Below are 24,708 nucleotides of genomic sequence, written 5' to 3' on the forward strand. Positions count from 1 at the left end.
GGGTTCGTGACCAGCACCACCCCACCGCGTACGCTCGCCCAGCTCCCCGAATACGCCGCCGCCGCGTTCGGCGACCGGGAGGCGCTCGCCGACGGCGAGGTCCGCTGGAGCTTCAGCCGGCTGCGCGACGAGATCGCCGCGGCCTCGCGCGCCGCCGTCGCGCACGGCATACGCCCCGGCACCCGCGTCGCGATCTGGGCCGCCAACAGCCGTCAGTGGATCCTCGCCGCACTGGGCGCGGTCGGCGCCGGGGCGGTCCTCGTCCCGGTCAACACGCGCTACAAGGCGGCCGAGGCCGCCGACATCATCCGCCGCAGCGGCGCCGAACTCCTCTTCACGGAACGCGGCTTCCTCGGCACCGACTACGTCCACACACTCCGCGCGAGCGGCGAGGACCTCGGCGCCCTGCGCTCCGTGGTCGTCCTCCGCGGCGACGCACACGACGACGCTCTCGCATGGGAGACGTACCTGAAGGCGGGCGAAGGAGTCACCGACACCGAACGCCTGGCCCGCGCCGCCGCCGTGGGCCCCGACGACCTCAGCGACATCCTCTACACCTCCGGCACCACGGGCCGCCCCAAGGGTGTGATGACGACCCACGGACAGACGGTCCGCCTCTACGAGGAGTGGTCGCACCAGGTCACCCTGAGAACCGGCGACCGCTACCTCCTGCTGAACCCGTTCTTCCACACCTTCGGCTACAAGGCGGGCATCATCGCCTGCCTGCTGCGCGGCGTCACGATGCTGCCCGAGGAGGTCTACGACGCCGACCGCGTCCTGGAGCGCATCGCCGCCGAACGCGTCTCCTGCCTGATGGGCCCGCCGACGGTGTTCCACGGCCTGATCCACCACCCCCACCGGAGCGAAGCGGACCTCGCAGCGCTGCGGCTCGCCGGAACCGGCGCCGCCGCCGTCCCGACCGAACTGGTCGAACTGATCCGCACGGAACTCGGCGCCCCCGACGTGTTCACGGCGTACGGACTCACCGAGTCGGGCGGCGTCGTCTCCGTCTGCCCCACCGACGCCGACGCGTGGACGGTCGCGCACACGGTGGGCCGCGCGCTGCCCGGCACCGAGATCCGGATCGCCTCACCGCTGGGTGGCGAACTGCCCGCCGGTGAACCGGGCGAGGTACAGGTGCGCGGCTACCACGTGATGCGCGGCTACCTGGACGACGAAACAGCAACCCGTGAGGCACTCCGCCAGGACGGTTGGCTCCGCACGGGCGACATCGGCACGCTCGACGACCGCGGCTTCCTCACCATCACGGACCGGCTCAAGGACATGTACGTCGTGGGCGGGTTCAACGCATACCCGGCCGAGGTCGAGAACACCCTCCTGGGCCACGAACTGATAGTCGACGCGGCCGTGGTCGGCGCCCCGGACGAACGGCTGGGCGAGGTAGGTGTCGCGTTCATCGTCGTATCCGGACCCGTGGACGCACAGCAGCTCACCGCATGGACGCGCGAGCGCCTGGCCAACTTCAAGGTGCCGCGCCGCTTCGTGACCGTCCGCGAGCTGCCGCGCAACGCGGGCGGCAAGCTCCTGAAAGGCGCGCTGCGCAGCAAGGCAAGAGGAGACCGGGGATGAATTTCACCAGGGAACAGGACGAACTGCGCTCGGCCGTACGGGCGGTGCTGACCCGGCACGAGGGTGCGGCCGCGTGGGGCCCGCTCACCGAGGCGGTCGGCGCGGCGGGCCTCGGGGTGCCGGAGGAGTACGGGGGGTACGGCGGCGGCACGGTGGAGACGTACGTGGTCATGGAGGAGCTGGGCCGGGCACTCAGCCCGGTCCCGTACCTGGCCTCCACCGTCCTGACCACACAGGCGCTGCTCGCGTCCGGCAACGCGCGGGCCTGCGCGGAGCTGCTCCCCGAGCTCGCCGACGGCACCGCGGTGGGAGCGCTGGCCTGGGCGGAGGACGGAAGCTGGGAGCCGGAGGCGATGAACGCCCGGGTCCGGGCGGGCCGGCTGACCGGAGTGAAGCAGCACGTCCTGACGGGCCCGGGACGCCCGGACACCCTGCTGGTCCTGGCCCGAGGCGAAGGCGGGCTCGGACTGTTCCAAGTCGATTTCCCCGAAGCCGAGTTCACGCCCGTGCCCACCATGGACCAGACCCGCCCCCAGGCCCGAGTCACCTTCGACGGGTCCCCGGCCAAGATCCTCGCAGCCGACGGCGAACGTGTCCTGTCCCGAGTACGGGACCTCGCCTGCACAGCGCTGGCGGCCGAACAGACCGGCGCCGCGACCCGGGCACTCGCGGACACCATCCAGTACGCCAAGGACCGAGTGCAGTTCGGGCGGCCCATCGGCTCGTTCCAGGCGGTCAAACACCGGATAGCCGACCTGCACGTCCAACTGGAGGCGGCACGCTCACTGGCACTGGCGGCCGCGCACTCCAACGCCGCACCCCACCTGGCGGCAGCGGCAAAAGCCGCCTGTTCCCAGGCATACGAGCACGTGGCCGGCGAGATGATCCAGCTGCACGGAGGTATAGGCATCACCTGGGAACACGAGGCCCACCGCCACCTGAAGCGGGCTCACTCGGGCGGCCATCTTTTCGGCGCCCCGTCGGCACACCGCCGACGGCTCGCCGACAGGCTGGACCTGACCCCAGTGGCGTAGCCTCGGCACGCCCGCCACACGACAGCACCATCGGAGCCGCCCAATGCCCGGGATCACTGACAACGGCGTACGGCTGCTGCCCGCGGCGGAACGGACGGCTGCGCCCTGGAAGAACGGCGGCGGGGTCACCCGCAACATCGCGGCGTCGCCACCGGACGCGGGGACGGACGACTTCGTGTGGCGGGTGAGCCTCGCGGACGTCGAGGGCGACGGCCCGTTCTCGGCGTTCCCCGAAGTCGACCGGACCCTGACGATGGTCGAGGGCGCCGGGATGGAACTGACGCTCGGCGGCGAACACAGAACCGTGGACGAGCGCTACGTGCCACAGGACTTCCGCGGAGACGTCCCGACCGACTGCCACCTCATCGACGGCCCGGTGGTGAACTTCAACGTCATGTGGCGCAGGGGAGCGGGCGCGCCCCCGTCGGTGGCAGTGGTCCGAGGCCGCCTCACCATTACCGGCAAGGCCCTGGTGGTAGCCCTCGACGAACAGGGCGCCGACATCGCCGACGTGACGCTCGACCAGTACGACGCAGCGCTGATGGACTCCCCCACCGGTACGGCAGCCCTGCACGCCAGAGGGCGCACCGCCGTAGTCACGTTCCCCTGACCCGGCATACGAGAAGCCGCGACATGAACCCCAGACCCCGACCGGCCGGGAGCCGCCCCGGACGGGAGGGGACGTGGCGGGATGCGCGCGCGGGGCCACTTGGTCACACCCGGCGTACGGGACGGCCACCGGGACAGGAAAATCCCAGACCCCGACCGGCCGGGAGCCGCCCCGGACGGGAGGGGACGTGGCGGGATGCGCGCGCGGGGCCACTTGGTCACACCCGGCGTACGGGACGGCCACCGGGACAGGAAAATCCCAGACCCCGACCGGCCGGGAGCCGCCCCGGACGGGAGGGGACGTGGCGGGATGCGCGCGCGGGGCCACTTGGTCACACCCGGCGTACGGGACGGCCACCGCGACAGGAAAATCCCAGACCCCCACCGGCCGGGAGCCGCCCCCGACGGGAGGGGACGTGGCGGGATGTGCGCGCGGAGCCACCCCAGGGAGCGCTCGGGACGCAACCCTCTGGTGCCCAGAACCCATAGAACGGCGAGCACGTACATCCCGCCGCGTCCCCGCACCCCTCAGCGGCGAGACGCACCAAGAGTGGCGCCGAACCGCCAAACGGCGAGACGCACCAAGAACGGTGCCGCACTCCCGAACGCCGAGACGCAGCAGCCCCAAACGGCGAGACGCCCCACGACCGAGGCCGCGAGGCGCACCGAACCACGGCCGAACCCGGCACCGGAGCGCGTCAGCCCCCCAGCACCCGAGCCCGGCAAGCCGCAGGCGTCCCCCAAGCGTCCCGCAGCGGTCGAGCCTTGCGCAGCCACAGCGACAGGTCCAGTTCCTGCGTGTACCCGATCGCCCCATGGAGCTGGAGCGCAGCCCGCGCCGCCGCGTAAGACGCCTCGCCCGTAGCGACCTTCGCCGCCGCGATGTCCCCGGGCGCAAGCGAGAGCGCCGCCCCGAACACCAGCGGCCGCGCGAACTCCAGCCCCGTGAGCGCGTCCGCGAGCCGGTGCTTCACGGCCTGGAATGAGCCGATGGGGACGCCGAACTGGGTGCGCTGTGTGACGTATTCGACGGTCCGGTGCAGCAGGGAGAGCCCCACGCCGAGCGACTGCGCGGCGGTGAGGAGCGAGGCCAGGTCCACGGCCCGCGCCGCCGCGTCCCGCACGTCCGGCCCGCGCGCGAGCAGCGTCCCGCCGTCCGCAGGCGCGTAGAGCCGGCGCGCAGGATCGGCGGACGGCAGCAGGGGCCCGTGGCCGCCGGAGACGAGCCGTAGCTCGTCACCGCTGACGACGAAGACGGCGTCGGCGGAATCCGCGTCAAGGACGTACGAGGAGTCCACACCCAAGGAAACGACCGCGTCCCCGGAGGCGATCTGGGGGAGCCATTCCTTGGCGACCTCAGGCAGACAACCCAACAGTCGCGCAACGGCAGCAGTCTCCACCACAGGCCCAGGCACCCCGTGCCGCCCCAACTCCACATAGGAGAGGGCCAGTTCGACCGGTAGGAACCCGGCCCCGTCGAACGTCTCCGGAACGCCGAGCGCGAAGACCCCCGTCCCGCCGAGCCGCTCCCACAAAGCCCGCCCGGGCCCATGGTCGCCGGACGACCAGGCCCGGATCACAGTGGGCGTATCCGCGGCGCCCAGAAGCCGATCGAGCGTGCGCCCGAACTCGGCCTGCTCCGCGTCGAGGAGGAACCTCATCAGCGCCGTCCCTTCGGCAGGCCGAGCAGCCGCTCGGCGATGATGTCGCGCTGGATCTCGTTGGTCCCCGCATAAATGGGCCCGGCAAGCGAGAAGACGTACCCCTCGCCCCACCCTCCGTCGTCGGCCAACTCCCCGCCCGCGCCGAGGAGATCGAGCGCGGTCTCATGCAGAGCGATGTCGTACTCCGACCAGAACACCTTGTTCAGACTGGACTCGGCGCCGATCGTCTGGCCGGCCGCGAACCGCGACGCGTTGGCGTACGTGAACAACTGGTACGCACGCGCCCCGATCACCGCATCGGCGACGCGATCGCGAGTGCCCGCGTCCTCCCCGCACTCGCGCCACAGCCGCACGAGCCGGTCGGCGGAAGCGAGGAAGCGCCCGGGGGAGCGCAGCGTGAGCCCCCGCTCGTTCCCCGTGGTGGACATCGCGATCCGCCATCCGTTGCCAGGCTCACCGATGACGTCCGCGTCGGGCACGAAGACACGGTCGAGGAACAGCTCGGCGAACGCGGGCTTGCCGTCGAGCCGCCCGATGGGCCGCACGGTCACCCCGGGCGCGCGCAGGTCGAACATCAGGTAGGTCAGGCCCTGATGGGGCTTGGGCGCGTCCAGGTCCGTACGGAAGATCCCGAAGGCCCGGTCGGCGAACGCGGCCCGCGACGACCAGGTCTTCTGCCCGGAGAGCAGCCAGCCCCCCTCGGTGCGCACGGCCTTGGACTTGAGGGACGCCAGGTCGGAACCGGCCTCGGGCTCGGACCAGGCCTGGGCCCAGATCGTCTCGCCGCTCGCCATGGACGGCAGCACCCGGGCCCGCTGCTCGGGGGTGCCGTGGTCGAAGAGGGTCGGCGCGAGCAGGTTGATGCCGTTCTGCGAAACACGGCCCGGGGCGCCCGTGGCGTAGTACTCCTCCTCGAAGAGCAGCCACGTGAAGATGTCGGCGCCCCGTCCCCCGTACTCCTCGGGCCAGGACACCACCGACCAGCGGCCGGCGTGGAGCTCGGCCTCCCAGGTGCGGTGCGCGGCGAACCCCTCCTCGGTCTCCAGGGACGGCAGCGGCTCACCCGGGACATGTGCGGCAAGCCACTCGCGTGCCTCGGCGCGGAACGCGTCCTCGGCGGGCGTGAAGTCGAGGTCCATCAGGCGTTCGCCTCCTTCATCGCGCGTACGTCCATGCCGCCGAGGGAGTCCTTCGCCGTCTCCGCGTTGTGCGCGTGGGCGAGATGGTGCAGGCCGAACACGGAGTCCATGCCCGCGTGCAGGCCCTGAAGGTCCTCCGCCTGGTTCACCGCCCGCTTGGTGAGGGCGAGCCCGAGCCGCGGCATCTCGGCGACGCGCAGCGCCAGCTCGTCCGTCGTCGCGGCCAGTTCGCCGCGCGGTACGACGCGGTTGACCATCCCCACCTCGTAGGCCCGGCGGGCGCTCATCCGGTCGCCGGTGAACAGGAACTCCTTGGCGACGCGCGGCGGCATCACCCAGGGGTGCGCGAAGTACTCGACGCCGGGGATCCCCATGCGCACGACGGGATCCGCGAAGAACGCGTCGTCGGCGGCCACGATCAGGTCGCAGACCCACGCGAGCATCAGTCCGCCCGCGACGCACGCCCCGTGGACCGAGGCGATCACCGGCTTCGGCAGCTCGCGCCAGCGCCGGCACATGCCGAGATACACCTCCGACTCGCGTGCGAACCGCGACTCGGCGCCCTGCTTGTCCGAGTGGTCCCACCAGAGCCCGGCCCGCCGCTCGAAGGGCAGATGCGCGTCCCGCTCCGGGGTGCCGATGTCGTGCCCCGCGGAGAAGTGGTCACCCGCGCCGGCCAGGACGACGACCTTGACGTCGGGGTCGTCGGCCGCGCGGTAGAAGGCGGCGTCCAGGGCGTAGGTCATCGCCGAGTTCTGCGCGTTGCGGTACCGCGGACGGTTCATCGTCACGTACGCGACCGGGCCGCGGCGCTCGTACAGGACGGGCTCGGTCGGGGCGGGCTCGGGGCCGTCCTGCGCGACGCGCTCGGGGCTGTCGTGGGCTGCGGGCATCGGAAACTTCCTTCCCTAACAAGTGTTTGGTAGGTTAACGTACGTCCATGAGCAGCGTCGAGGAGTTTCGCGCCGAGATCCGGGCCTGGCTCGCGGACCATCTCGTAGGGGAGTTCGCCGAGTTGAGGGGCCGTGGCGGGCCGGGCCGTGAGCACGAGGCGTTCGAAGGACGGCTCGCCTGGGAGCGGCACATGGCGGCGCACGGGTGGACCTGCGTCGGCTGGCCCGTCGAGCACGGCGGTCGCGGCGCGAGTCTCGACGAGCAGATCGCGTTCCACGAGGAGTACGCGCTCGCGGACGCGCCCGCCCGGGTCAACCACATCGGGGAGCAGCTCCTCGGACCGACGCTCATCGCCTTCGGTACGGAGGAGCAGAAGCAGCGCTTCCTGCCGCCGATCGTCGCCGTCGAGGAGCTGTGGTGCCAGGGCTACAGCGAGCCGGACGCGGGCTCCGACCTGGCGAACGTCCGCACGAGAGGCGCCCTGTCGCCCGACGGTTCGCAGTGGGTCGTCGACGGTCAGAAGATCTGGACCTCGCTCGCCCATGATGCGCAGTGGTGCTTCGTCGTCGCCCGCACCGAACCCGGCTCGCGGCGGCACGCGGGCCTGTCCTATCTCCTCGTGCCCCTGGACCGGTCGGGCGTCGAGGTGCGGCCCATCGTGCAGCTCACCGGCACCAGCGAGTTCAACGAGGTGTTCTTCGACGGCGCCCGCACCGACGCGTCCCACGTCGTCGGCGAGCCCGGCGACGGCTGGCGGATCGCGATGGCCACCCTCGGCTTCGAGCGTGGCGTCTCCACCCTCGGCCAGCAGGTCGGATTCCGCCGTGAATGGGACGCACTCGCGGAGCTGGCCAGGAAGAACGGCGCGATCTCCGACCCCCTGATCCGCGACCGCCTCGTCCAGGCCTGGATCGACCTGGAGGCCATGGCGGCCTCCGCCCGGCGCGGCGTCGACCCCTCCGTCGGCAAGCTCCACTGGGCTGCCTGGCACCGCGGTCTCGGTGAGCTCGCCATGGACGTGTGCGGCGCCGCGTCCACGATCGCCGCCGGTGAACCCTACGAACTCGACGACTGGCAGCGGCTGTTCCTCTTCTCCCGCGCCGACACCATCTACGCCGGATCCGATGAGATCCAGAAGAACATCGTCGCCGAGCGCCTGCTCGGCCTGCCCAAGGAGGCGCGGGTATGAGCGCGAAGCCCGAGTACGTGCCCGGTCACGGCCTGCTGAAGGGCCGCACGGCCGTCATCACCGCGGCCGCCGGAGCCGGGATCGGCGGCGCGACGGCACGCAAGTTCCTCGAAGAGGGTGCCCGCGTCCTCATCAGTGACGCGCACGCCCGCAGGCTCAAGGAGAGCGAACAGGCGCTCGCCGACGAGTTCGGCGCGGCGAACGTCGCCTCACTGCCCTGCGACGTCACCGACGAGGAACAGGTCGCGGCCCTGTTCGCGCTGGCCGCCGAGGCGCACGGCGGCCTCGACATCGTGGTCAACAACGCCGGTCTCGGCGGCACTTCGGACCTCGTCGACATGACGGACGACCAGTGGTCCCGCGTCCTCGATGTCACCCTGAACGGCACGTTCCGGTGCACCAGGGCCGCCCTGCGCGCCTTCCGTGACACCGGCCGCCACGGCGTCGTCGTGAACAACGCGTCCGTCGTCGGCTGGCGCGCCCAGGCCGGACAGGCCCACTACGCCGCCGCCAAGGCGGGCGTCATGGCCCTCACCCGGTGCGCCGCGATCGAGGCCGCCGCGTACGGAGTCCGGGTCAACGCGGTCTCGCCCAGCCTCGCCATGCACCCCCACCTCGTGAAGGTCACCTCCGCCGAACTCCTCGCCGAACTCACCGAGAAGGAGGCCTTCGGCCGGTACGCCGAGCCCTGGGAGATCGCCAACGTGATCGTGTTCCTGGCGTCCGGCTACTCCTCGTACATGACGGGCGAGGTCGTCTCCGTCAGCAGCCGGCATGCGTAGCGCCGCCGCCGCGCCGGCGAGGACGACAATGGACCCGTGCCTACCAAGAAGAAGCCCCAGGTGACCGCCTCGCCCGAGCGCCGCCGCGAACTCCTCGACACCGCGGCCGAGGTCTTCGCCGCCCAGGGGTACAACGCCACCACCGTCCGCAAGATCGCCGACCACGCGGGCATGCTCGCGGGCAGCCTCTACTACCACTTCGACTCCAAGGAGTCGATGCTCGAAGAGATCCTGCGGACCTTCCTCGACGAGCTGTGGCACGGATACGACTCCGTCCTCGACTCCCGGCTCGGCCCCAGGGAAACCCTGGAGGCCCTCGTCACCGAGTCCTTCCGCGAGATCGACCGGCACCGCGCCGCCGTCGCCATCTACCAGAAGGAGTCCAAGCACCTCGCCGTCCAGGAGCGCTTCGAGTTCCTCGCGGCCTCCCAGCGCAAGTTCGAGAAGGCGTGGCTCTCCACCCTGGAGCGCGGCGTCGCCGCCGAGGTGTTCCGCGCCGACCTCGACATCCGGCTCACCTACCGGTTCGTCCGCGACACCGTCTGGGTCGCCGCGTCCTGGTACCGCCCCGGCGGACAGCACAGCCCCGAGGAGATCGCCCGCCAGTACCTCTCGATGGTCCTGGACGGCATCGCCGTACGCGTCACCCAACCCTGAAGGGAAACCCGTCATGGCCGAGGCCTACATAGTCGAAGCGGTCCGCACCCCCGTCGGACGGCGCAAGGGAGGCCTCGCCGCCGCCCACCCCGCCGACCTCGGGGCGCACGTCCTCAAGGAGCTCGTCGCCCGCTCCGGGATCGACCCCGCCGCCGTCGAGGACGTCGTCTTCGGCTGCCTCGACACGGTGGGCCCGCAGGCCGGTGACATCGCGCGGACGGCCTGGCTCGCCGCCGGCCTCCCGGAGGAGGTCCCCGGCGTGACCATCGACCGCCAGTGCGGTTCGTCACAGCAGGCCGTGCACTTCGCGGCGCAGGGCGTCCTGTCCGGCACCCAGGACCTCGTCGTCGCCGGCGGCACCCAGAACATGACGCAGATCCCCATCGCCTACGCCTCCCGTCAGGCCGCCGAGCCCCTCGGCCTGACGGACGGCCCGTACGCGGGCAGTGAGGGCTGGCGCGCCCGCTACGGCGACCAGCCGGTGAACCAGTTCCACGGCGCCGAGCTCATCGCCCGCAAGTGGGGCATCACCCGCCGTGACCAGGAGGAGTGGGCCCTGCGCTCCCACGAGCGGGCGATCCGGGCCATCGACGAGGGCCGCTTCGCCCGCGAGACCACCGCCTACGGAGACGTCACCGTGGACGAGGGCCCCCGCCGCGACACCACCCTGGAGAAGATGGCGGGCCTCAAGCCCGTCGTCGAGGGCGGCACGATCACCGCGGCCTGCTCCTCGCAGGTCTCCGACGGAGCCGCCGCGATGCTCCTCGCCTCGGAGCGCGCCGTACGCGAGCACGGCCTCACCCCGCGCGCCCGCGTCCACCACCTCTCCGTACGCGGCGAGGACCCCATCCGCATGCTCTCCGCGCCGATCCCCGCGACGGCGTACGCGCTGAAGAAGACCGGCCTGTCCATGGACGACATCGACCTCGTCGAGATCAACGAGGCCTTCGCCCCCGTGGTCCTCGCCTGGCTCAAGGAGACGGGCACGGACCCGGAGAGGGTGAACGTGAACGGGGGAGCGATCGCCCTCGGGCACCCCCTCGGCGCGACGGGCGTGAAACTGATGACGACGCTGCTGCACGAGCTGGAGCGCACGGGCGGACGCTACGGACTGCAGACGATGTGCGAGGGAGGTGGCCAGGCGAACGTCACGATCATCGAGCGTCTCTAGTCCCGTGAGGGTCGTGCTAAGGTCGACGACGTTGCAGTTTTGGTACCCATAGACTTTATGTGCGCCTGACGGGAATGTTCCTCAGGCGCATTATTGTTTTCCGGCCGGTCCTCCGGGCCAACTCCGGATGGGGCTCAATGGTGCGACTGGAGATTCGAAGGACTCGGATTTCCGTACCGCCCCAGTAAAGGAGATTGTTATGGCCACCGGAACCGTGAAGTGGTTCAACTCGGAAAAGGGCTTCGGCTTCATTGAGCAGGACGGCGGCGGCGCCGACGTCTTCGCCCACTACTCGAACATCGCCACCCAGGGCTTCCGTGAGCTCCAGGAGGGCCAGAAGGTGACGTTCGACGTCACGCAGGGCCAGAAGGGCCCCCAGGCGGAGAACATCCTCCCCGCCTGAAACACCGCTTGATCCCAAGGATCACGCACCCCACGGCCGGGGTCCGCACCGCGAAGGTGCGGGCCCCGGCCCGTGCTGTCCCCAGGCCGGCGGCCCGCAGACGCGTCGATGGCCACCGGCTCCCGGCCGCCCAGGCCCAGGAAGGCATGCCCGCATGGCTAACCCCGCACGTCCGCCCCGCCCGACCCGCAACCGGTCCGCATCCGCTTCAGTGAGCGCGGGCGCCGGAAACGCCGGAAGGAATTCCCGGGGCGGAAGGTCCGGCGGAAAGGGCCGCGTTCCCGAGCGCAGGCCCACGCCGCCGCAGGAATTCACGATGCCGGAGAACACGACGCCCGCGCTCCCCGCGGCCGCGACGTTCGCCGAGCTCGACATGCCGGCCGGCCTTCTGAAGACGCTCACCGAGCAGGGCGTCACCGAGCCGTTCCCCATTCAGGGCGCCACTCTCCCCAACTCCCTCGCGGGACGCGACCTCCTCGGCCGCGGCCGCACCGGCTCCGGCAAGACCCTCGCGTTCGGCCTGCCGATGCTCGCCCGCACCGCCGGCCTCAAGGCGGAGCCGCGCATGCCGCTGGCCCTCGTCCTCGTACCGACCCGCGAGCTCGCCCAGCAGGTCACCGACGCCCTCACGCCGTACGCGGGCGCCGTCAGGCTCCGCCTGACCACCGTCGTCGGCGGCATGTCGATCTCCCGTCAGGCGTCCTCCCTGCGCCGCGGCGCGGACGTCGTCGTGGCGACGCCCGGCCGCCTCAAGGACCTCATCGAGCGCGGCGACTGCGACCTGTCCGAGGTGCGGATCACCGTCCTCGACGAGGCCGACCAGATGGCCGACATGGGCTTCATGCCGCAGGTCACGGCGCTCCTCAAGCAGGTCGCCCCGGGCGGCCAGACCATGCTGTTCTCGGCGACGCTCGACCGGAACGTCGACCGGCTCGTCCGGCAGTTCCTCACCGACCCGGTCGTCCACTCCGTGGACCCGTCGGCGGGCGCCGTCACCACGATGGAGCACCACGTCCTCCACGTGCTCGACGAGACCGACAAGAAGGCCGTCACCGCGCGCATCGCCGCCCGCGAAGGCCGCGTGATCCTCTTCGTCGACACCAAGCGGTCCGCCGACCGGCTCGCCAAGCGGCTCCTCGCCAGCGGTGTCCTCGCGGCGCCGCTGCACGGCGGACGCTCGCAGCCGCAGCGCAACCGCACCCTGGAGCAGTTCAAGGACGGCCGGGTCACGGCCCTCGTCGCCACGAACGTCGCCGCCCGCGGCATACACGTCGACGACCTCGGCCTCGTCGTGAACGTCGACCCGCCGACCGAGCACAAGGACTACCTGCACCGCGGTGGCCGCACCGCCCGCGCCGGTGAGTCCGGCAGCGTCGTCACGCTGGTCCTGCCCGAGCAGAAGCGCGACGTCACGCGCCTCATGCGGGACGCGGGCATCCGCCCGCAGACCACCCAGGTCAAGTCCACCGACGAAGAGCTCGTCCGCATCACCGGCGCGCGCGAGCCCTCCGGCGTCCCCGCTGTCATCGAGGTCCCGGAGCCGACCGCTCCGGCGGCCTCCGGTGCCCGCAAGCCGCGGCGCAGCCGTGGCGGCAGCGGACGCGGCCAGGGCGCCGGCCAGGCAGGGCGTACCCAGGGCGGGCGCGCGCAGGCCGGGCGCGGCGACGGCGGCGGTCAGGGCGGAGGGCGCGGCCAGGCCGTCCAGGGCGGCCGACCCCAGGGCGCCGGTGGCCGGGGCCAGGGTGGCCGTGGCCAGGGCGGTCCCGGGCAGGGTGGCGCAGGTCAGAGCGCCGGCGGGCGCGGCGGCCGGGCGCGACGCGGTCCGCGTGACGCCGGGCGCGGCGCGGCCGCGTAACCGGTACTCCAGCTGAACGGCGGGGCGGTGGGACGAGGTGAACAGCCTCGCCCCACCGCCCCGCTTCGCGTTCGCGTCAGTCGAGGAGCCGGTGACGCAGGGCCGTGACCGTGTGCCCGTCGAGGCCGAGCCCCCGCGAGACGTACCGGCCCAGGCTGCCGTAGTCCGCCCGCGCCTGGTCGACGGCCGCCGACAGATACTCCGTGCGGACCTCCTGGAGCGGGATCAGCAGGTCCGGGTCGAGCATCATGCCGGACTGCTTCAGCCCGTCGCGCACCTTCGCGTCGTACGCGGCACGGAACGCGTTCGACGCCAAGTAGTCGTCCACGGCGGTCCGTTCGGGGACGCCGAGCAGCAGCAGGAGCACGTACGTCGTCCAGCCCGTGCGGTCCTTCCCGGATGTGCAGTGGTACAGGAGCGCGCCCCGGCCCCCGGTGCCGTACGCGGCGTCGCGCAGGGTGGCCGCGAACCGCGCGCGGTTGTCCGCGTCCGACACGAACCGCGGATACACACTCCGCATGAACGCGGCCGCCCGGCCGCCGCCGAGCATCTCCTCCTGCCGCGCCGGGTCCTTGGAACCGATCGCGGCCATCATCTGCGCATACAGGCCGTTGTCGGAGACGGGCCGCGACTCCGCGGTGAGCCCGGCGGGGAGGCAGTCCGCGCCGTCGTACTGGATCTCCACCGGCACCCGGTAGTCGACCACGCGGCACAGACCGAGGCCCGCGAGCGTGGTGACGTCGGTGTCGGTGAGCTTGGCCAGGGCGTCGGAGCGGTAGACGAGTCCGTGGCGGACGCGACCGCCGCCGAGAGTCCGGTAGCCGCCCACGTCGCGGACGTTGACCGCGCCCTGGAGCGGGATGTGCCGGATCGGCGGGTTCTGGTGCGGACGCCGTCCGGCCGCGGCGGCACCGGGCGCGACGGCCGCGGCCGTCAGGGTGGTGAGCGCGGCGCCGACGAGGGCGCGTCTCGAAACGGTGCGTGGCATCGCTGAACTCCCTTGCGGGAAGCGGGATCACCCTGGGGTAGGCAGGGTGCCGAGCACGTGCCGGGCCTCCGACATCACGCGGGCGACGAGCTCCTCGCAGCTCGGGAGGTCCTCGATCACCCCCGCGACCTGGCCCGATGCCATGACGCCGAGGTCGGTGCGGCCCTCGACCATGGACGCCTTGAGGAGCATGGGGGTGTTCGCGGCGAGCAGGACCTGGCTCCACGACAGTTCCTTGCCGTGTTTCATCGCCAGTCCGTCGCGGACCATCTGCGGCCAGCTCAGGCCCGACAGCTTCCTGAACCCGGCGGCCCGCCGCACGGCCTGCACGAGCGAGCGTGTACGCCCCGCCCGCTCCAGCGAGTCGACGAGATCCGTCCGCAGCATGCGGTGCGGCAGACCGTCCACGGCGGTCGTCACCGTGACGTCCTTGACCGTGGCCGCCAGATATCTCGCCTTCACCGCGTCCGGGACGGTCGAGTCGGAGGTGAGCAGGAAACGGGTGCCCATGGCGACGCCGGCCGCCCCGTACGCGAGGGCGGCGACCAGGCCGCGCCCGTCGTGGAACCCGCCCGCGCCGATCACGGGGATGTCCACGGCGTCCACGACCTGCGGCAGCAGCACCGTCGTCGCGACGTCCCCCGTGTGCCCGCCGCCCTCGCCGCCCTGCACGATGACGGCGTCCGCGCCCCACGCGGCGACCTTCTCCGCGTGCCGCCGGGCACCGATGGACGGGATGACGACGACGCCCGCGTCCTTCAGCTCGGCGATCAGGTCACGGGACGGCGCGAGCGCGAACGAGGCGACCCGCACCCCCTCGTCGATGATCACCCGCACCCGGTCCCGCGCGTCACCGGCGTCCGCGCGCAGATTGACCCCGAAGGGTTCGTCCGTACGGGACTTCACCTCGCGCACCGCCGACCTGAGCTGGTCGAGGGTCATGGTGGCGGAGGCGAGGATGCCGAGCGCCCCGGCGTTCGCCGACGCCGACACGAGGCGGGGGCCCGCGACCCAGCCCATGCCGGTCTGCACGAGCGGGTGGCGGACACCGACCAGCTTGGTGAACGCCGTCTCGAGGGTCGCGTCGCTCATACGGGCCTGACCTCGCGGTCGCGCAGGCCCTTCGGGTCGATGACCTCGCGGATCAGCCGCAGCTCCTCAGGAGTGGGCTCGCGTGTCTGCGGCACCTCGCCCCCGTCCGGCAGGGCCAGCGGGAAGCCCGTCGCCGCGATCACCTCGTCGATGGTGACCCCGGGGTGCACGGACGCGAGCCGCATCGAGCGGTCCGGCGTCTCGAAGTCGAAGACGCCGAGGTTCGACACGACGCGCGGGATGCGGTGGTAGCGCGTCGCCGACGGTCCCGCCGCGGCGGCGCTGTCGTACCCGACCCCGCTGATCATGTCGACCTTCTCGACGAACACGCGCGCGGAGTGCTTCGGGACCCAGTAACTCACCGGATTGTTGAGGGTGTTCACGGGCGCCCCGCGTACGCCGAGGAGCTGGCGGTCGGGGCGGTCCCAGTCGCCGATGCACGAGATGTTCTGGTTGCCGTGCCGGTCGATCTGGCTCGCGCCCATCATCACGTGACGCCTGCCGCCGGTGACCATGGTGAGGTGCTGACGGTACGGAAGCCAGCCCTCCGGCTCCCCGCCGAGACCCACGGTCATCGCCTCGCCGTCGGTGAGGAGCAGATCGGGGGAGAACGTGCGCTTGGCGAGGCGGGCGCCGACGGACGGGATCAGTCCCATCGGACTGGCCAGGATCTCGCCGCTGTCGCGCCAGGCGTCGGCGCAGGCGATCACGCAGTATTCGGCGCGGGTGGGGGTGATGCTCGTTCCTGACGTGGTTGCCGTCGCCGGTGCGGGTGCAGGTGTGTGCGTGGCCGCGCTTGTGGCCGGCCCCGCGTGCTCCTCCCGCTCCGCGTGCCAGCTGCGGACGGCTTCCTGGTAGCTCTTCTCGTCGCCGCGCGCGGGCAGGAAGCGCTCGGCGAACTCGGGCCAGGGCGTGGTCGCGTACAGCTTCTGGAAGGCCTCGTCCCGGCCGTAGTCGGGGGCGCACGACGTGAAGTGCGCGCCGTTCGGCGTCTCGACCACGCCGGTGACCGCGTGCCGCTTGACGAGGAGGGTCTGCGGAACGGCGTCCCCGACGTCGCCGAATCCCTCCACCAGCTCCTCGCAGGACATGTACGCCGCGTCGGCCGCCTCGCAGAACAGGTCGTCGAAGTACGGGTCGGGGCCCAGGTACTGGCCGTTGCCGTGCCGGTCCGCGCGGTTCATGTGGACGAGCGCCGCGTCCATCCGCAGCGCCGGCATCGCGACCAGGGTCTCCCCGTCCTCGTACGGCGAACCGACCGTCCTGAGACCGGGGTTGACGCGCATGACGTCCGAGCCGATGCCGGCCCGCACCGGGATGAAGGGGAGCCGGTTCGCCGCGGCGTGCAGGCCCCACATGAACATCGCCTCGTCGACCTCCGTCAGCTCGAACGCGCCGCGCTGGCGGGCCTCGCGGAAGTGCGGTTCGAGCGGGATCGAGTCGAGGGTCACGAAGGCGGTGACCAGCTTGCGGATCTTCCCGGCGGCGGCGAGCAGGCCGACGTCCGGGCCGCCGTACGCGACGACGGTCAGGTCCGTGACATCGCTGCGCAGCAGGGCCCGTACGAGGGCCATGGGCTTGCGGCGCGAGCCCCAGCCGCCGATGCCGATGGTCATGCCGCTGCGGAGGCGGGCGACGACGTCCTCGGGCGTCATGGTCTTGTCCGTCATTTGGCTTCCCCCTTGGTTGCCGTGTCCGCGTCCGTGTCCGTGCCTGTGTCTGTGTCCGTGCCGAACGTGTCGCGGACGCGGTCCGCGACGCCGCTGAGGTTCGCCTCGAAGGTGAAGCCCTGCTCGAAGCGGTAGCTCCGGCGTACGTCGACGGGGTCGATGCCGTTGATCGCGGCCTTGGCGAGGCGGATGAGCGAGCCGTCCTTGCGGGCGATCTCGCGGGCCAGGTCCAGTGCAGCGGCCCGGAGTTCGGCGCGTGGCACGACCTTCCAGACGGAACCGTGCGCGTGCAGCTCCCGCGCCGTCGCCGTGCGCGAGGTGTAGTAGAGGGCGCGCATCAGGTGCTGCGGAACGAGTCTGGCGAGATGGGTCGCGGCGCCGAGCGCTCCGCGGTCGAGCTCGGGGAGGCCGAACGTGGCGTCGTCCGAGGCGACGATCGCGTCCGCGTTTCCCACGAGGCCGATGCCGCCGCCCAGGCAGAAGCCGTTGACCGCGGCGACGACCGGCACCTCGCACTCGTACACGGCCGCGAAGGCCTCGTAGCAGCCGCGGTTCGCGCCGATGAGGGCGCCGTGGCCGCCGGACGCCGTGTCGCGCTGCATCTCCTTGATGTCGACGCCCGCGTTGAACCCCCGGCCCTCGGAGGCGAGGACGACACAGCGCACGTCCGGGTCGCGGCCCGCCGCGCGCAGGGCGTCGGCCAGGTCGTACCAGCCCCGCACCGGCAGCGCGTTGACCGGAGGGAAGTCCACCGTGACGACGGCGATCCCCTTTTCGGGTGAGGAGGTGGAGACACCCATGGCGTTCAGCTACCTTTCCACCTAACGTTTGTTTGGTAGGAAGGTAGCAGGCGATGGGGACGAGCGGAATGGACCTGGGGTGGATGGCATGGATCTGAGCTCAAGGCCCCTGAGGGGGAAGGTCGCGGTCGTCACCGGGGGCACCCGGGGTGTGGGGGCCGGGATCGCGGCGGCGTTCGTGCGGGCGGGGGCGGACGTGGTGGTGTGCGCGCGCAGGCCGCCCGAAGAGCCGTTGCCCGGCTGTGAGTTCATACCCGTCGACCTGCGGGACGGTCCGGCCGTACGGCGCTTCTTCGCGGGCCTCGACCGGGTGGACGTGCTGGTGAACAACGCGGGAGGTACGCCGTACCGGCTGCTCGGGGAGTCCGACGCGGAGCGGCACGCGCGCGTGGTCGAGCTCAATCTCACGGCGCCGATGACCGCGTCGCTGGCCGCGCGCGAGCAACTGCGGCGCACGCGAGGCTCCGTCGTGATGATCGGGAGCGTGAGCGGCGCGAGACCCTCGCCGGGCACGGCGGCGTACGGGGCGGCCAAGGCGGGTCTGGAGAACCTGGCGCGCTCGATGGCGGTGGAGTGGGCGCCCGAGATACGGGTGAACACGCTGGTCCTCGGGATGGTGCGCACCGAGCTGTCCCATCTGCACTACGGGGACGAGGAAGGCGTGGCGGCGGTGGGGCGCACGGTGCCGATCGGACGCCTCGCAGAGCCGTCGGAGATCGGGGACGCGGCGGTGTTCCTCGCCTCGGACGCCGCGTCGTACATCACGGGGGCGAGCCTCCTGGTGCACGGAGGCGGGGAGCGTCCGGTGTTCCTGGACGCGGCAACTGTCAACAAGGAGGCGTGACATGACGAACGACAAGGGAGCGGTTGTGGCTGCGGATACCGGTACGGGTTCTGGGCTGTGCGCGGGGCGCGTCGTCATCGTGACGGGGGCCGGGCGCGGACTGGGGCGCGCGCACGCGCTGGCGTTCGCCGCCGAGGGTGCGCGGGTCGTGGTCAACGACCTGGGCGTGGGCCTGGACGGGGCCCCGGCGCCGGAGAGTCCGGCGGCCCAAGTGGTGGAGGAGATACGGGCCCTCGGCGGCGAGGCGGTCGCCCACGGGGGGGACATCGCGACCACGGACGGCGCCGCGTCCCTCGTCGCCACGGCCCTCGACACGTTCGGACGCCTGGACACGCTGGTCAACAACGCGGGCTTCCTGCGCGACCGGATGCTGGTCAACCTCGACGAGGACGACTGGGACGCGGTCATGCGCGTGCATCTCAAGGGCCACTTCCTGCCCTTGAAGCACGCGGCGGCGCACTGGCGCGCGGAGGCGAAGGCAGGCAGGACACCCTCGGCCCGGGTAGTGAACACGTCGTCGGGGGCGGGTCTGCTCGGCTCGGTGGGTCAGGGCAACTACAGCGCGGCGAAGGCCGGCATCGTGGGCCTGACCCTGGTCGCCGCGGCGGAGATGGGGCGGTACGGGGTGCAGGTGAACGCGGTCGCGCCGGCGGCCCGCACCCGCATGACGGAGCGCACGTTCGCCGACACCATGGCCGCCCCCGAGGACGGCTTCGACGCGATGGCCCCGGAGAACGTGTCGCCGGTGGTGGTGTGGCTCGGCTCCGCCGCGAGCGACGGCGTGACCGGCCGCGTCTTCGAGGCGGAGGCCGGCCGCATCACGGTCATGGAGGGCTGGCGCCCGGGCCCCACCGCCGACAAGGCGGCGCGCTGGACCCCGGCCGAGGCGGGAGAGGCGGCGAGGGAACTCCTCGGCAGGGCGGAGGTGCCGGGGGCGGTGTACGGGAGCGGGTGACGGCCCCCGTAGGGGCGTGAACCCGGCTGCCCCTACGGACCGCCCGGTCACCTTCCCGCTCGGCCCCGTCACCCCCGTCACCTTCCCGCTGAGCGGGAATCCGGACTCCCTCCACGTCCCGGCTCCGACCTACCGTCTGGCCCACCGCGGTGCACCGCACCGCGGGTCAGACCGTCACCCCAAGGAGCCGAGATGCTTGACGTCCGGAGTCGGCAGGAGGCCGCCGCGCGCTTGCGTCGCGCCGAGCTCGGCCGCAGTCCCGTGGCGCCCCTGGCCGGCGCGTTCGAGGGCATCGGCACCGAGGACGCGTACGAGATCCAGCTGATCAACATCCGGCACAGGACCGCCCTGGGTGCCCAGGTCACCGGGCACAAGGTGGGCCTCTCGTCGCCGGTGATGCAGCGCATGATGGGCGTCGACGAGCCCGACTACGGTCATCTCCTCGACGACATGGAGTTGCGCGAGGACCAGCCCGTGGACACCGTCCGCTACTGCGCGCCCCGCGTCGAGGTCGAGATCGGATTCGTACTCGGCGACGACCTGCCGGGTGAGGGCTGCACCCCGGCCGACGTCCTCGCCGCGACCGAACGCGTCGTGCCCGCAATGGAGTTGATCGACAGCCGGATCGCCGACTGGCGCATCACCATCGCCGACACGATCGCCGACAACGCCTCGTCCGCCGGTTACGTCATCGGCGCGGGCCGTGACCCGCGCGACCTCGACCTGAAGGCCGTCGAGGCCCGGCTCACCCGCGACGGCGAGGAGATCGCGCAGGGCCGCGGTGACGCAGTCCTCGGCGATCCCGCGGTCTCCGTCGCCTGGCTGGCCCGCACCGTCGCCCGCTTCGGCGTGCCCCTGCGCAAGGGGCACGTCATCCTGCCCGGCTCCTGCACCCGCGCCGTCGACGTCGAGGCGGGCCGCACCTACACCGCCGAGTTCACCGGACTCGGCACCGTATCGCTCTCGTTCCGATGACCCCGACGGGTCCGCTGACTCTGCTGAGGTACGTATGACCGCGAAGAAAGCCACCGCCGCCATCGTCGGCTCCGGGAACATCGGCACCGACCTCCTCCACAAGCTCCACCGCTCCCCGTACATCGAACCGCGCTGGATGATCGGCGTGGACCCCGACAGCGCGGGCCTCGCGCGGGCGCGGAAGCTGGGGGTCGAGGCGAGCCACGAGGGCGTCGAGCCCCTGCTCGCCCAGGACGAGCTGCCCGACCTCGTCTTCGAGGCGACGAGCGCCTACGTCCACCGCGCCAACGCCCCGCGCTACGCCGAACTCGGCATCAGGGCCATCGACCTGACCCCGGCCGCCGTCGGCCCCGCCGTGGTCCCGCCCGCGAACCTCACCGCGCATCTCGACGCGCCCAACATCAACATGATCACCTGCGGCGGCCAGGCCACCATCCCCATGGTGTACGCGGTCTCACGCGTCGTGCCCGTCGCGTACGCGGAGATCGTCGCCTCCGTCGCCTCGGTGTCCGCGGGGCCCGGCACCCGCGCGAACATCGACGAGTTCACCCGGACGACGTCCCGCGGCATCGAGGAGATCGGCGGCGCCGCGCGCGGCAAGGCGATCATCATCCTCAACCCGGCCGAGCCACCCGTCATCATGCGCGACACCGTCTTCTGCGCCATCCCCGAGGACGCCGACCGGGACGCGATCACCCTCTCCGTGAAGGAGATCGCCGAGAGCGTCGCGACATACGTACCCGGCTACCGGCTGCGCACGGAACCGCAGTTCGACGACCCGACACCCCTGAACGGCGGGATGGCGCGCGTCGCGATCTTCCTGGAGGTGGAGGGCGCGGGCGACTTCCTGCCGCCGTACGCAGGAAACCTCGACATCATGACCGCCGCCGCGACGAAGGTCGGCGAGGAGCTCGCGAAGGGGATCCGCAAGTGAAGCCGTACTCCGAGACGCTGGACATCCGCGTCACCGACTCCTCGCTGCGCGACGGTTCGCACGCGAAGGGGCACCAGTTCACCGCCGACGACGTACGCCGCATCGTCGGCGCCCTCGACGGCGCGGGCGTCCCCGTCATCGAGGTCACGCACGGCGACGGCCTGGGCGGCTCGTCCTTCAACTACGGGTTCTCGAAGACTCCCGAGCAGGAGCTCATCAAGGCCGCCGTCGACACGGCGCGGCAGGCGCTCATCGCGTTCCTGATGCTGCCGGGCCTCGGCGTGAAGGACGACATCAGGGCCGCGCACGCGAACGGCGCGAGCGTGTGCCGCATCGCGACGCACTGCACGGAGGCCGACATCTCCGTCCAGCACTTCGGCCTGGCACGGGAGATGGGCCTGGAGACCGTCGGATTCCTGATGATGGCGCACTCCACGACGCCGGAGCTGCTCGCCGCCCAGGCCAGGATCATGGCCGACGCCGGCTGCCAGTGCGTGTACGTCGTCGACTCGGCCGGCGCCCTGGTGATGGACGACGTCACCGACCGGGTGTCCGCGCTCGTCGCCGAACTGGGCGACGACGCGCAGGTCGGCTTCCACGGCCACGAGAACCTCGGCCTGGGCGTCGGCAATTCCGTGGCCGCCGTGCGCGCCGGAGCGCTGCAGATCGACGGTTCGACGCGGCGGCTCGGCGCGGGCGCGGGCAACACGCCCGTCGAGGCGTTCGCCGCGGTCTGCCACAAGATGGGCCTGCGCACCGGCATCGACGTACTGAAGATCATCGACGCGGCCGAGGACGTCGTGCGGCCCGTCATGGACGACGAGTGCCTGCTCGACCGGATGTCCCTCCTGATGGGGCACGCCGGCGTCTACTCCAGCTTCCTCAAGCACGCCTACCGGCAGGCGGAGCGCTACGGCGTCTCCGGTGCCGAGATCCTGCTGCGCGCCGGGGAACGCCGCCTCGTCGGCGGTCAGGAGGACCAGCTCATCGACATAGCCGTCGAACTCGCGGCACGCGACTGAAGGGCAGGACACGCGACATGACCGCACAGCAGCAAGAGGTCCGAGTCATCGAGGCCGCCGCGCCGCCGGCCCGCTACGCCCGCGGCTGGCACTGCCTGGGCCTGGCCGCGGCCTTCCGCGACGGCGCCCCGCACGAGGTCGAGGCGTTCGGCACGAAGCTCGTCGTCTTCCGGGGGGAGGACGACAACGACCTGCACGTCCTGAACGCGTACTGCCCCCACATGGGCGGCAATCTCGCCCACGGCACCGTCAAGGGCGACGCCGTCGCCTGCCCGTTCCACGACTGGCGCTGGGCGGGCGACGGGCGCTGCGCCGGCATCCCGTACGCGCGCCGCGTCCCGCCGCGCGCAAGGACCCGCGCCTGGACCACCCTCGAACGCAACGGGCAGCTCTACGTGTGGCACGACCCCGAGGGCAACGAGCCCCCGCCCGGTGTCACCATCCCGCAGATCGAGGGCGTCGGCAGCCCCGAGTGGTCCGACTGGTCCTGGAGCGCGCTGCGCGTCGAGAACTCCAACTGCCGCGAGATCGTGGACAACGTCGTCGACATGGCGCACTTCTTCTACGTCCACTACGCGTTCCCGAACTACTTCAAGAACATCTTCGACGGCCATGTCGCCACCCAGTACATGGAGTCCACACCGCGCGGTGACGTCGAGCTCGGCACGCTGTCCACCGGCGGCGGCCTGCGCTCCGACGCCTCGTACTTCGGCCCCTCGTACATGATCGACAAGCTGTGGAGCGATGTCGGGGACGGTGTCGAGATGGAGTCCGTCCTCATCAACTGCCATTACCCGATCGACGAGAACAGCTTCATGCTCATGTACGGCGCGATCGTCAGGAAGCTGCCCGGCATGAGTGACGAGCAGGCGGCCGACGCCGCCCGGCTCACCTCCGAGGGCCTCGCGGTCGGCTTCGAGCAGGACGTTGAGATCTGGCGGAACAAGACCCGCATCGACAACCCGCTCCTCACCGAGGAGGACGGCCCCGTCTACCAACTGCGCCGCTGGTACGAGCAGTTCTATGTGGACGCCGGCGACGTCAAGGACGAGATGGTGCGGCGTTTCGAGTTCGAGATCGACACCGAGCGTGCGACCGCCGCCTGGCGCGCGGAGGTCGAGGAGAACCTCGCCCGGCGGGAGGCCGACTGATGCGGCCCGTGCAGTGCGGGGTCTGCGGAAACCAGGTCCTGTGCGAGAAGTTCAGCGCCGCCCACACACAGATTCAGTGGACCGAGGAGGCGGCCGCGGTCTGCCCGATCATCGCGGAGCGCGTCGCGGCCGGTGAACTGAGCGCGCGGGTACGGGGCTGCGCGCCGCTGCGGGCGAGCATCGACGTGGCGGTCGCGAGCGGGCTCCTGGCGGTCGCGGATGCCTAGCGTGAGGGTCCGGGTCGCCGAGGTGATACGGGAGACGGCCGACGCGGTCTCCCTCGTCCTGGGCGCACAACTCCCGTACGAGCCCGGTCAGTTCATGACCGTACGGCTGCCCGGTGGCGGGGCCCGCTGCTACTCGCTGGCCAGCTCCCCGCACACCGGTGAGCCCATGAAGGTCACCGTGAAGAGAGTCGCCGGGGGAGTCGGGTCGGGCTGGATCTGCGAGAGCGTCGCACCTGGCGACGAGCTGGAGGTCCTGCCGCCCGCGGGGACGTTCACGCCACCTGACCTCGACGGGGACGTGCTGCTCGTGGCGGGCGGCAGCGGCATCACACCCGTCGTCTCCATCGCCAAGTCGGCGCTCGCCGCGGGCCGCGGCCGGGTCGCCCTCCTGTATGCGAACCGCGACGAGCAGTCGGTCATCTTCCGCGAGGAACTCCGGCTCCTGGGAGTCGAGTTCGCGGGCCGGCTCACCGTCGTGCACTGGCTGGAAACCCTCCAGGGCCTGCCCACGGCCGCCGCCCTGCGCGCACCCCTCGCCCCGTACGCGGGGCGCGACGCCTATCTGTGCGGGCCCGCGCCTCTGATGGACGCGGCCGAGCAGGCGCTACGGGCGGTGGGCGGCCGGTCCGTGCGCAGAGAACGGTACTTCTCGCTCGGCGACGACGTGTTCGCCGAGCGGGAGGACCGGGCCGGGCGCCGGGACGGGGCCGAGCCGGACGCCGACGACCACCGGCTTCACGTGGAACTCGACGGCCAGGAGCGGGAAGTGGCGTGGCCGGCCGGGACGCCGATGCTCGACGCCCTGCTCGCCGCCGGCGTCGACGCCCCCTTCTCGTGCCGTGAGGGAGCGTGCAGCGCGTGCTGCTGCCGGGTCACCAAGGGGGAGGTCACGATGGCGCGCAACGAGATCCTCGACCGGCGGGACCTCGACGAGGGGTACGTCCTCGCCTGCCAGGCGCTGCCGGTGTCGGACGCGGTGGGGGTCACGTACTCCTGAGGCCCGCGGGCCGGGACTGTTCTGAGGCGCCCGGCCCGTGCGGATGAGGCGGGCCGGGGTCCTCGG

The 24,708-nt window shown here is 71.8% G+C and carries 24 protein-coding genes and 1 pseudogene; 17 read left to right on the top strand and 8 right to left on the bottom strand.

From position 1 onward, the window contains the following. The first annotated feature begins 6 nt into the window (after positions 1-6). Genes OG758_RS34410 through OG758_RS34420 form a run of 3 tightly spaced genes read left to right on the top strand, consistent with a single transcriptional unit; the run spans position 7 to position 3,234 of the window. The gene (locus tag OG758_RS34410; protein WP_326713478.1) at positions 7-1,590 is read left to right on the top strand and encodes a FadD3 family acyl-CoA ligase; all 1,584 of its coding nucleotides are present in this window, start codon (positions 7-9) and stop codon (positions 1,588-1,590) included. Beyond that, a complete protein-coding gene (locus OG758_RS34415; protein WP_326713479.1) occupies positions 1,587-2,624 on the top strand; it encodes an acyl-CoA dehydrogenase family protein in 1,038 nt (345 codons plus the stop codon). The genes OG758_RS34410 and OG758_RS34415 overlap by 4 nt, the downstream gene beginning before the upstream one ends. A gap of 43 nt (positions 2,625-2,667) precedes the next feature. After that, on the top strand, positions 2,668-3,234 hold the full coding sequence (locus OG758_RS34420) for a HutD/Ves family protein (protein WP_326713480.1): 567 nt from the start codon (positions 2,668-2,670) through the stop codon (positions 3,232-3,234). Between the two features lie 697 nt (positions 3,235-3,931). Here the strand turns inward: OG758_RS34420 and OG758_RS34425 are convergent. The 3 genes from OG758_RS34425 to OG758_RS34435 are packed head-to-tail and all read right to left on the bottom strand — an operon-like array spanning position 3,932 to position 6,929. Next, positions 3,932-4,894, bottom strand: a complete 963-nt coding sequence (locus OG758_RS34425) for an acyl-CoA dehydrogenase family protein (RefSeq protein ID WP_326713481.1) — start codon at positions 4,892-4,894, stop codon at positions 3,932-3,934. Beyond that, positions 4,894-6,036, bottom strand: coding sequence for an acyl-CoA dehydrogenase family protein (locus OG758_RS34430; protein ID WP_326713482.1), 1,143 nt, complete (start codon positions 6,034-6,036; stop codon positions 4,894-4,896). The genes OG758_RS34425 and OG758_RS34430 overlap by 1 nt, the downstream gene beginning before the upstream one ends. Beyond that, complete coding sequence (locus OG758_RS34435; RefSeq protein WP_326713483.1) at positions 6,036-6,929, bottom strand: enoyl-CoA hydratase; 894 nt, start codon at positions 6,927-6,929, stop codon at positions 6,036-6,038. The genes OG758_RS34430 and OG758_RS34435 overlap by 1 nt, the downstream gene beginning before the upstream one ends. A gap of 47 nt (positions 6,930-6,976) precedes the next feature. Between OG758_RS34435 and OG758_RS34440 the strand changes: the two genes are divergently transcribed. The 6 genes from OG758_RS34440 to OG758_RS34465 all read left to right on the top strand — a co-directional run bounded on the left by OG758_RS34440 (position 6,977) and on the right by OG758_RS34465 (position 12,987). After that, entirely contained in the window at positions 6,977-8,119 is a 1,143-nt protein-coding gene (locus tag OG758_RS34440) for an acyl-CoA dehydrogenase family protein (protein WP_326713484.1), read from the top strand. Further along, complete coding sequence (locus OG758_RS34445) at positions 8,116-8,901, top strand: SDR family oxidoreductase (RefSeq protein ID WP_326713485.1); 786 nt, start codon at positions 8,116-8,118, stop codon at positions 8,899-8,901. The genes OG758_RS34440 and OG758_RS34445 overlap by 4 nt, the downstream gene beginning before the upstream one ends. A 36-nt stretch (positions 8,902-8,937) precedes the next feature. Beyond that, positions 8,938-9,558 carry a TetR/AcrR family transcriptional regulator gene (locus OG758_RS34450; protein WP_116502637.1) on the top strand — a complete coding sequence of 207 codons (621 nt, stop codon included), beginning with the start codon at positions 8,938-8,940 and terminating at the stop codon, positions 9,556-9,558. Between the two features lie 13 nt (positions 9,559-9,571). Further along, positions 9,572-10,729, top strand: coding sequence for an acetyl-CoA C-acetyltransferase (locus tag OG758_RS34455; protein ID WP_326713486.1), 1,158 nt, complete (start codon positions 9,572-9,574; stop codon positions 10,727-10,729). A 199-nt stretch (positions 10,730-10,928) separates the two neighbouring features. Further along, a complete protein-coding gene (locus OG758_RS34460; protein WP_042152846.1) occupies positions 10,929-11,132 on the top strand; it encodes a cold-shock protein in 204 nt (67 codons plus the stop codon). 154 nt (positions 11,133-11,286) lie between these two features. Continuing rightward, positions 11,287-12,987, top strand: a complete 1,701-nt coding sequence (locus OG758_RS34465) for a DEAD/DEAH box helicase (protein ID WP_326713487.1) — start codon at positions 11,287-11,289, stop codon at positions 12,985-12,987. 76 nt (positions 12,988-13,063) lie between these two features. Here OG758_RS34465 and OG758_RS34470 read toward each other — a convergent pair whose 3' ends face one another. The 5 genes and pseudogenes from OG758_RS34470 to OG758_RS34490 all read right to left on the bottom strand — a co-directional run bounded on the left by OG758_RS34470 (position 13,064) and on the right by OG758_RS34490 (position 17,537). Further along, positions 13,064-13,975: a tyrosine-protein phosphatase gene (locus OG758_RS34470; RefSeq protein WP_326713488.1), complete on the bottom strand. Its 912-nt coding sequence runs from the start codon at positions 13,973-13,975 to the stop codon at positions 13,064-13,066. Between the two features lie 27 nt (positions 13,976-14,002). Then, positions 14,003-15,067, bottom strand: coding sequence for an NAD(P)H-dependent flavin oxidoreductase (locus tag OG758_RS34475; RefSeq protein WP_326713489.1), 1,065 nt, complete (start codon positions 15,065-15,067; stop codon positions 14,003-14,005). Next, positions 15,064-15,804, bottom strand: coding sequence for a CoA-transferase subunit beta (locus OG758_RS34480; protein ID WP_326716133.1), 741 nt, complete (start codon positions 15,802-15,804; stop codon positions 15,064-15,066). The genes OG758_RS34475 and OG758_RS34480 overlap by 4 nt, the downstream gene beginning before the upstream one ends. 87 nt (positions 15,805-15,891) lie before the next feature. Beyond that, positions 15,892-16,737: pseudogene (locus OG758_RS34485) on the bottom strand (CoA transferase subunit A); the annotation flags it as partial. Further along, entirely contained in the window at positions 16,734-17,537 is an 804-nt protein-coding gene (locus OG758_RS34490) for an enoyl-CoA hydratase family protein (protein ID WP_326713490.1), read from the bottom strand. The pseudogene OG758_RS34485 and the gene OG758_RS34490, both read right to left, overlap by 4 nt. An 88-nt stretch (positions 17,538-17,625) precedes the next feature. On the opposite strand from OG758_RS34490, the gene OG758_RS34495 reads away from it, so the two are divergent. The 8 genes from OG758_RS34495 to OG758_RS34530 all read left to right on the top strand — a co-directional run bounded on the left by OG758_RS34495 (position 17,626) and on the right by OG758_RS34530 (position 24,642). Beyond that, positions 17,626-18,381, top strand: a complete 756-nt coding sequence (locus OG758_RS34495; RefSeq protein ID WP_326713491.1) for an SDR family oxidoreductase — start codon at positions 17,626-17,628, stop codon at positions 18,379-18,381. Between the two features lies 1 nt (position 18,382). Then, entirely contained in the window at positions 18,383-19,336 is a 954-nt protein-coding gene (locus OG758_RS34500; protein ID WP_326713492.1) for an SDR family oxidoreductase, read from the top strand. A 192-nt stretch (positions 19,337-19,528) separates the two neighbouring features. Further along, positions 19,529-20,311, top strand: coding sequence for a 2-keto-4-pentenoate hydratase (locus OG758_RS34505; protein WP_326713493.1), 783 nt, complete (start codon positions 19,529-19,531; stop codon positions 20,309-20,311). A 34-nt stretch (positions 20,312-20,345) separates the two neighbouring features. Continuing rightward, a complete protein-coding gene (locus tag OG758_RS34510; RefSeq protein ID WP_326713494.1) occupies positions 20,346-21,245 on the top strand; it encodes an acetaldehyde dehydrogenase (acetylating) in 900 nt (299 codons plus the stop codon). Beyond that, positions 21,242-22,267: a 4-hydroxy-2-oxovalerate aldolase gene (gene dmpG / locus OG758_RS34515; RefSeq protein ID WP_326713495.1), complete on the top strand. Its 1,026-nt coding sequence runs from the start codon at positions 21,242-21,244 to the stop codon at positions 22,265-22,267. The genes OG758_RS34510 and dmpG overlap by 4 nt, the downstream gene beginning before the upstream one ends. A 17-nt stretch (positions 22,268-22,284) precedes the next feature. After that, positions 22,285-23,418 carry a Rieske 2Fe-2S domain-containing protein gene (locus tag OG758_RS34520; RefSeq protein ID WP_326713496.1) on the top strand — a complete coding sequence of 378 codons (1,134 nt, stop codon included), beginning with the start codon at positions 22,285-22,287 and terminating at the stop codon, positions 23,416-23,418. Further along, positions 23,418-23,645, top strand: coding sequence for a hypothetical protein (locus OG758_RS34525; protein WP_326713497.1), 228 nt, complete (start codon positions 23,418-23,420; stop codon positions 23,643-23,645). Before OG758_RS34520 ends, OG758_RS34525 begins: the two co-directional genes overlap by 1 nt. Then, positions 23,638-24,642 carry a ferredoxin--NADP reductase gene (locus OG758_RS34530; RefSeq protein WP_326713498.1) on the top strand — a complete coding sequence of 335 codons (1,005 nt, stop codon included), beginning with the start codon at positions 23,638-23,640 and terminating at the stop codon, positions 24,640-24,642. The genes OG758_RS34525 and OG758_RS34530 overlap by 8 nt, the downstream gene beginning before the upstream one ends. The last annotated feature ends 66 nt before the right edge of the window (positions 24,643-24,708 follow it).

The sequence above is a fragment of the Streptomyces sp. NBC_01474 genome (genome assembly GCF_035918215.1).
Lineage (GTDB): Bacteria > Actinomycetota > Actinomycetes > Streptomycetales > Streptomycetaceae > Streptomyces > Streptomyces aureus.

What these genes read in the sequence shown, in the direction of transcription:
- OG758_RS34415 (WP_326713479.1), top strand. Translation starts at nt 1,587, where the DNA reads ATGAATTTCACCAGGGAACAGGACGAACTGCGCTCGGCCGTACGGGCG.
- OG758_RS34420 (WP_326713480.1), top strand. Translation starts at nt 2,668, where the DNA reads ATGCCCGGGATCACTGACAACGGCGTACGGCTGCTGCCCGCGGCGGAA.
- OG758_RS34425 (WP_326713481.1), bottom strand. Translation starts at nt 4,894, where the DNA reads ATGAGGTTCCTCCTCGACGCGGAGCAGGCCGAGTTCGGGCGCACGCTC.
- OG758_RS34430 (WP_326713482.1), bottom strand. Translation starts at nt 6,036, where the DNA reads ATGGACCTCGACTTCACGCCCGCCGAGGACGCGTTCCGCGCCGAGGCA.
- OG758_RS34435 (WP_326713483.1), bottom strand. Translation starts at nt 6,929, where the DNA reads ATGCCCGCAGCCCACGACAGCCCCGAGCGCGTCGCGCAGGACGGCCCC.
- OG758_RS34440 (WP_326713484.1), top strand. Translation starts at nt 6,977, where the DNA reads ATGAGCAGCGTCGAGGAGTTTCGCGCCGAGATCCGGGCCTGGCTCGCG.
- OG758_RS34445 (WP_326713485.1), top strand. Translation starts at nt 8,116, where the DNA reads ATGAGCGCGAAGCCCGAGTACGTGCCCGGTCACGGCCTGCTGAAGGGC.
- OG758_RS34455 (WP_326713486.1), top strand. Translation starts at nt 9,572, where the DNA reads ATGGCCGAGGCCTACATAGTCGAAGCGGTCCGCACCCCCGTCGGACGG.
- OG758_RS34460 (WP_042152846.1), top strand. Translation starts at nt 10,929, where the DNA reads ATGGCCACCGGAACCGTGAAGTGGTTCAACTCGGAAAAGGGCTTCGGC.
- OG758_RS34465 (WP_326713487.1), top strand. Translation starts at nt 11,287, where the DNA reads ATGGCTAACCCCGCACGTCCGCCCCGCCCGACCCGCAACCGGTCCGCA.
- OG758_RS34470 (WP_326713488.1), bottom strand. Translation starts at nt 13,975, where the DNA reads ATGCCACGCACCGTTTCGAGACGCGCCCTCGTCGGCGCCGCGCTCACC.
- OG758_RS34475 (WP_326713489.1), bottom strand. Translation starts at nt 15,067, where the DNA reads ATGAGCGACGCGACCCTCGAGACGGCGTTCACCAAGCTGGTCGGTGTC.
- OG758_RS34490 (WP_326713490.1), bottom strand. Translation starts at nt 17,537, where the DNA reads ATGGGTGTCTCCACCTCCTCACCCGAAAAGGGGATCGCCGTCGTCACG.
- OG758_RS34495 (WP_326713491.1), top strand. Translation starts at nt 17,626, where the DNA reads ATGGATCTGAGCTCAAGGCCCCTGAGGGGGAAGGTCGCGGTCGTCACC.
- OG758_RS34500 (WP_326713492.1), top strand. Translation starts at nt 18,383, where the DNA reads ATGACGAACGACAAGGGAGCGGTTGTGGCTGCGGATACCGGTACGGGT.
- OG758_RS34505 (WP_326713493.1), top strand. Translation starts at nt 19,529, where the DNA reads ATGCTTGACGTCCGGAGTCGGCAGGAGGCCGCCGCGCGCTTGCGTCGC.
- OG758_RS34510 (WP_326713494.1), top strand. Translation starts at nt 20,346, where the DNA reads ATGACCGCGAAGAAAGCCACCGCCGCCATCGTCGGCTCCGGGAACATC.
- OG758_RS34520 (WP_326713496.1), top strand. Translation starts at nt 22,285, where the DNA reads ATGACCGCACAGCAGCAAGAGGTCCGAGTCATCGAGGCCGCCGCGCCG.
- OG758_RS34525 (WP_326713497.1), top strand. Translation starts at nt 23,418, where the DNA reads ATGCGGCCCGTGCAGTGCGGGGTCTGCGGAAACCAGGTCCTGTGCGAG.
- OG758_RS34530 (WP_326713498.1), top strand. Translation starts at nt 23,638, where the DNA reads ATGCCTAGCGTGAGGGTCCGGGTCGCCGAGGTGATACGGGAGACGGCC.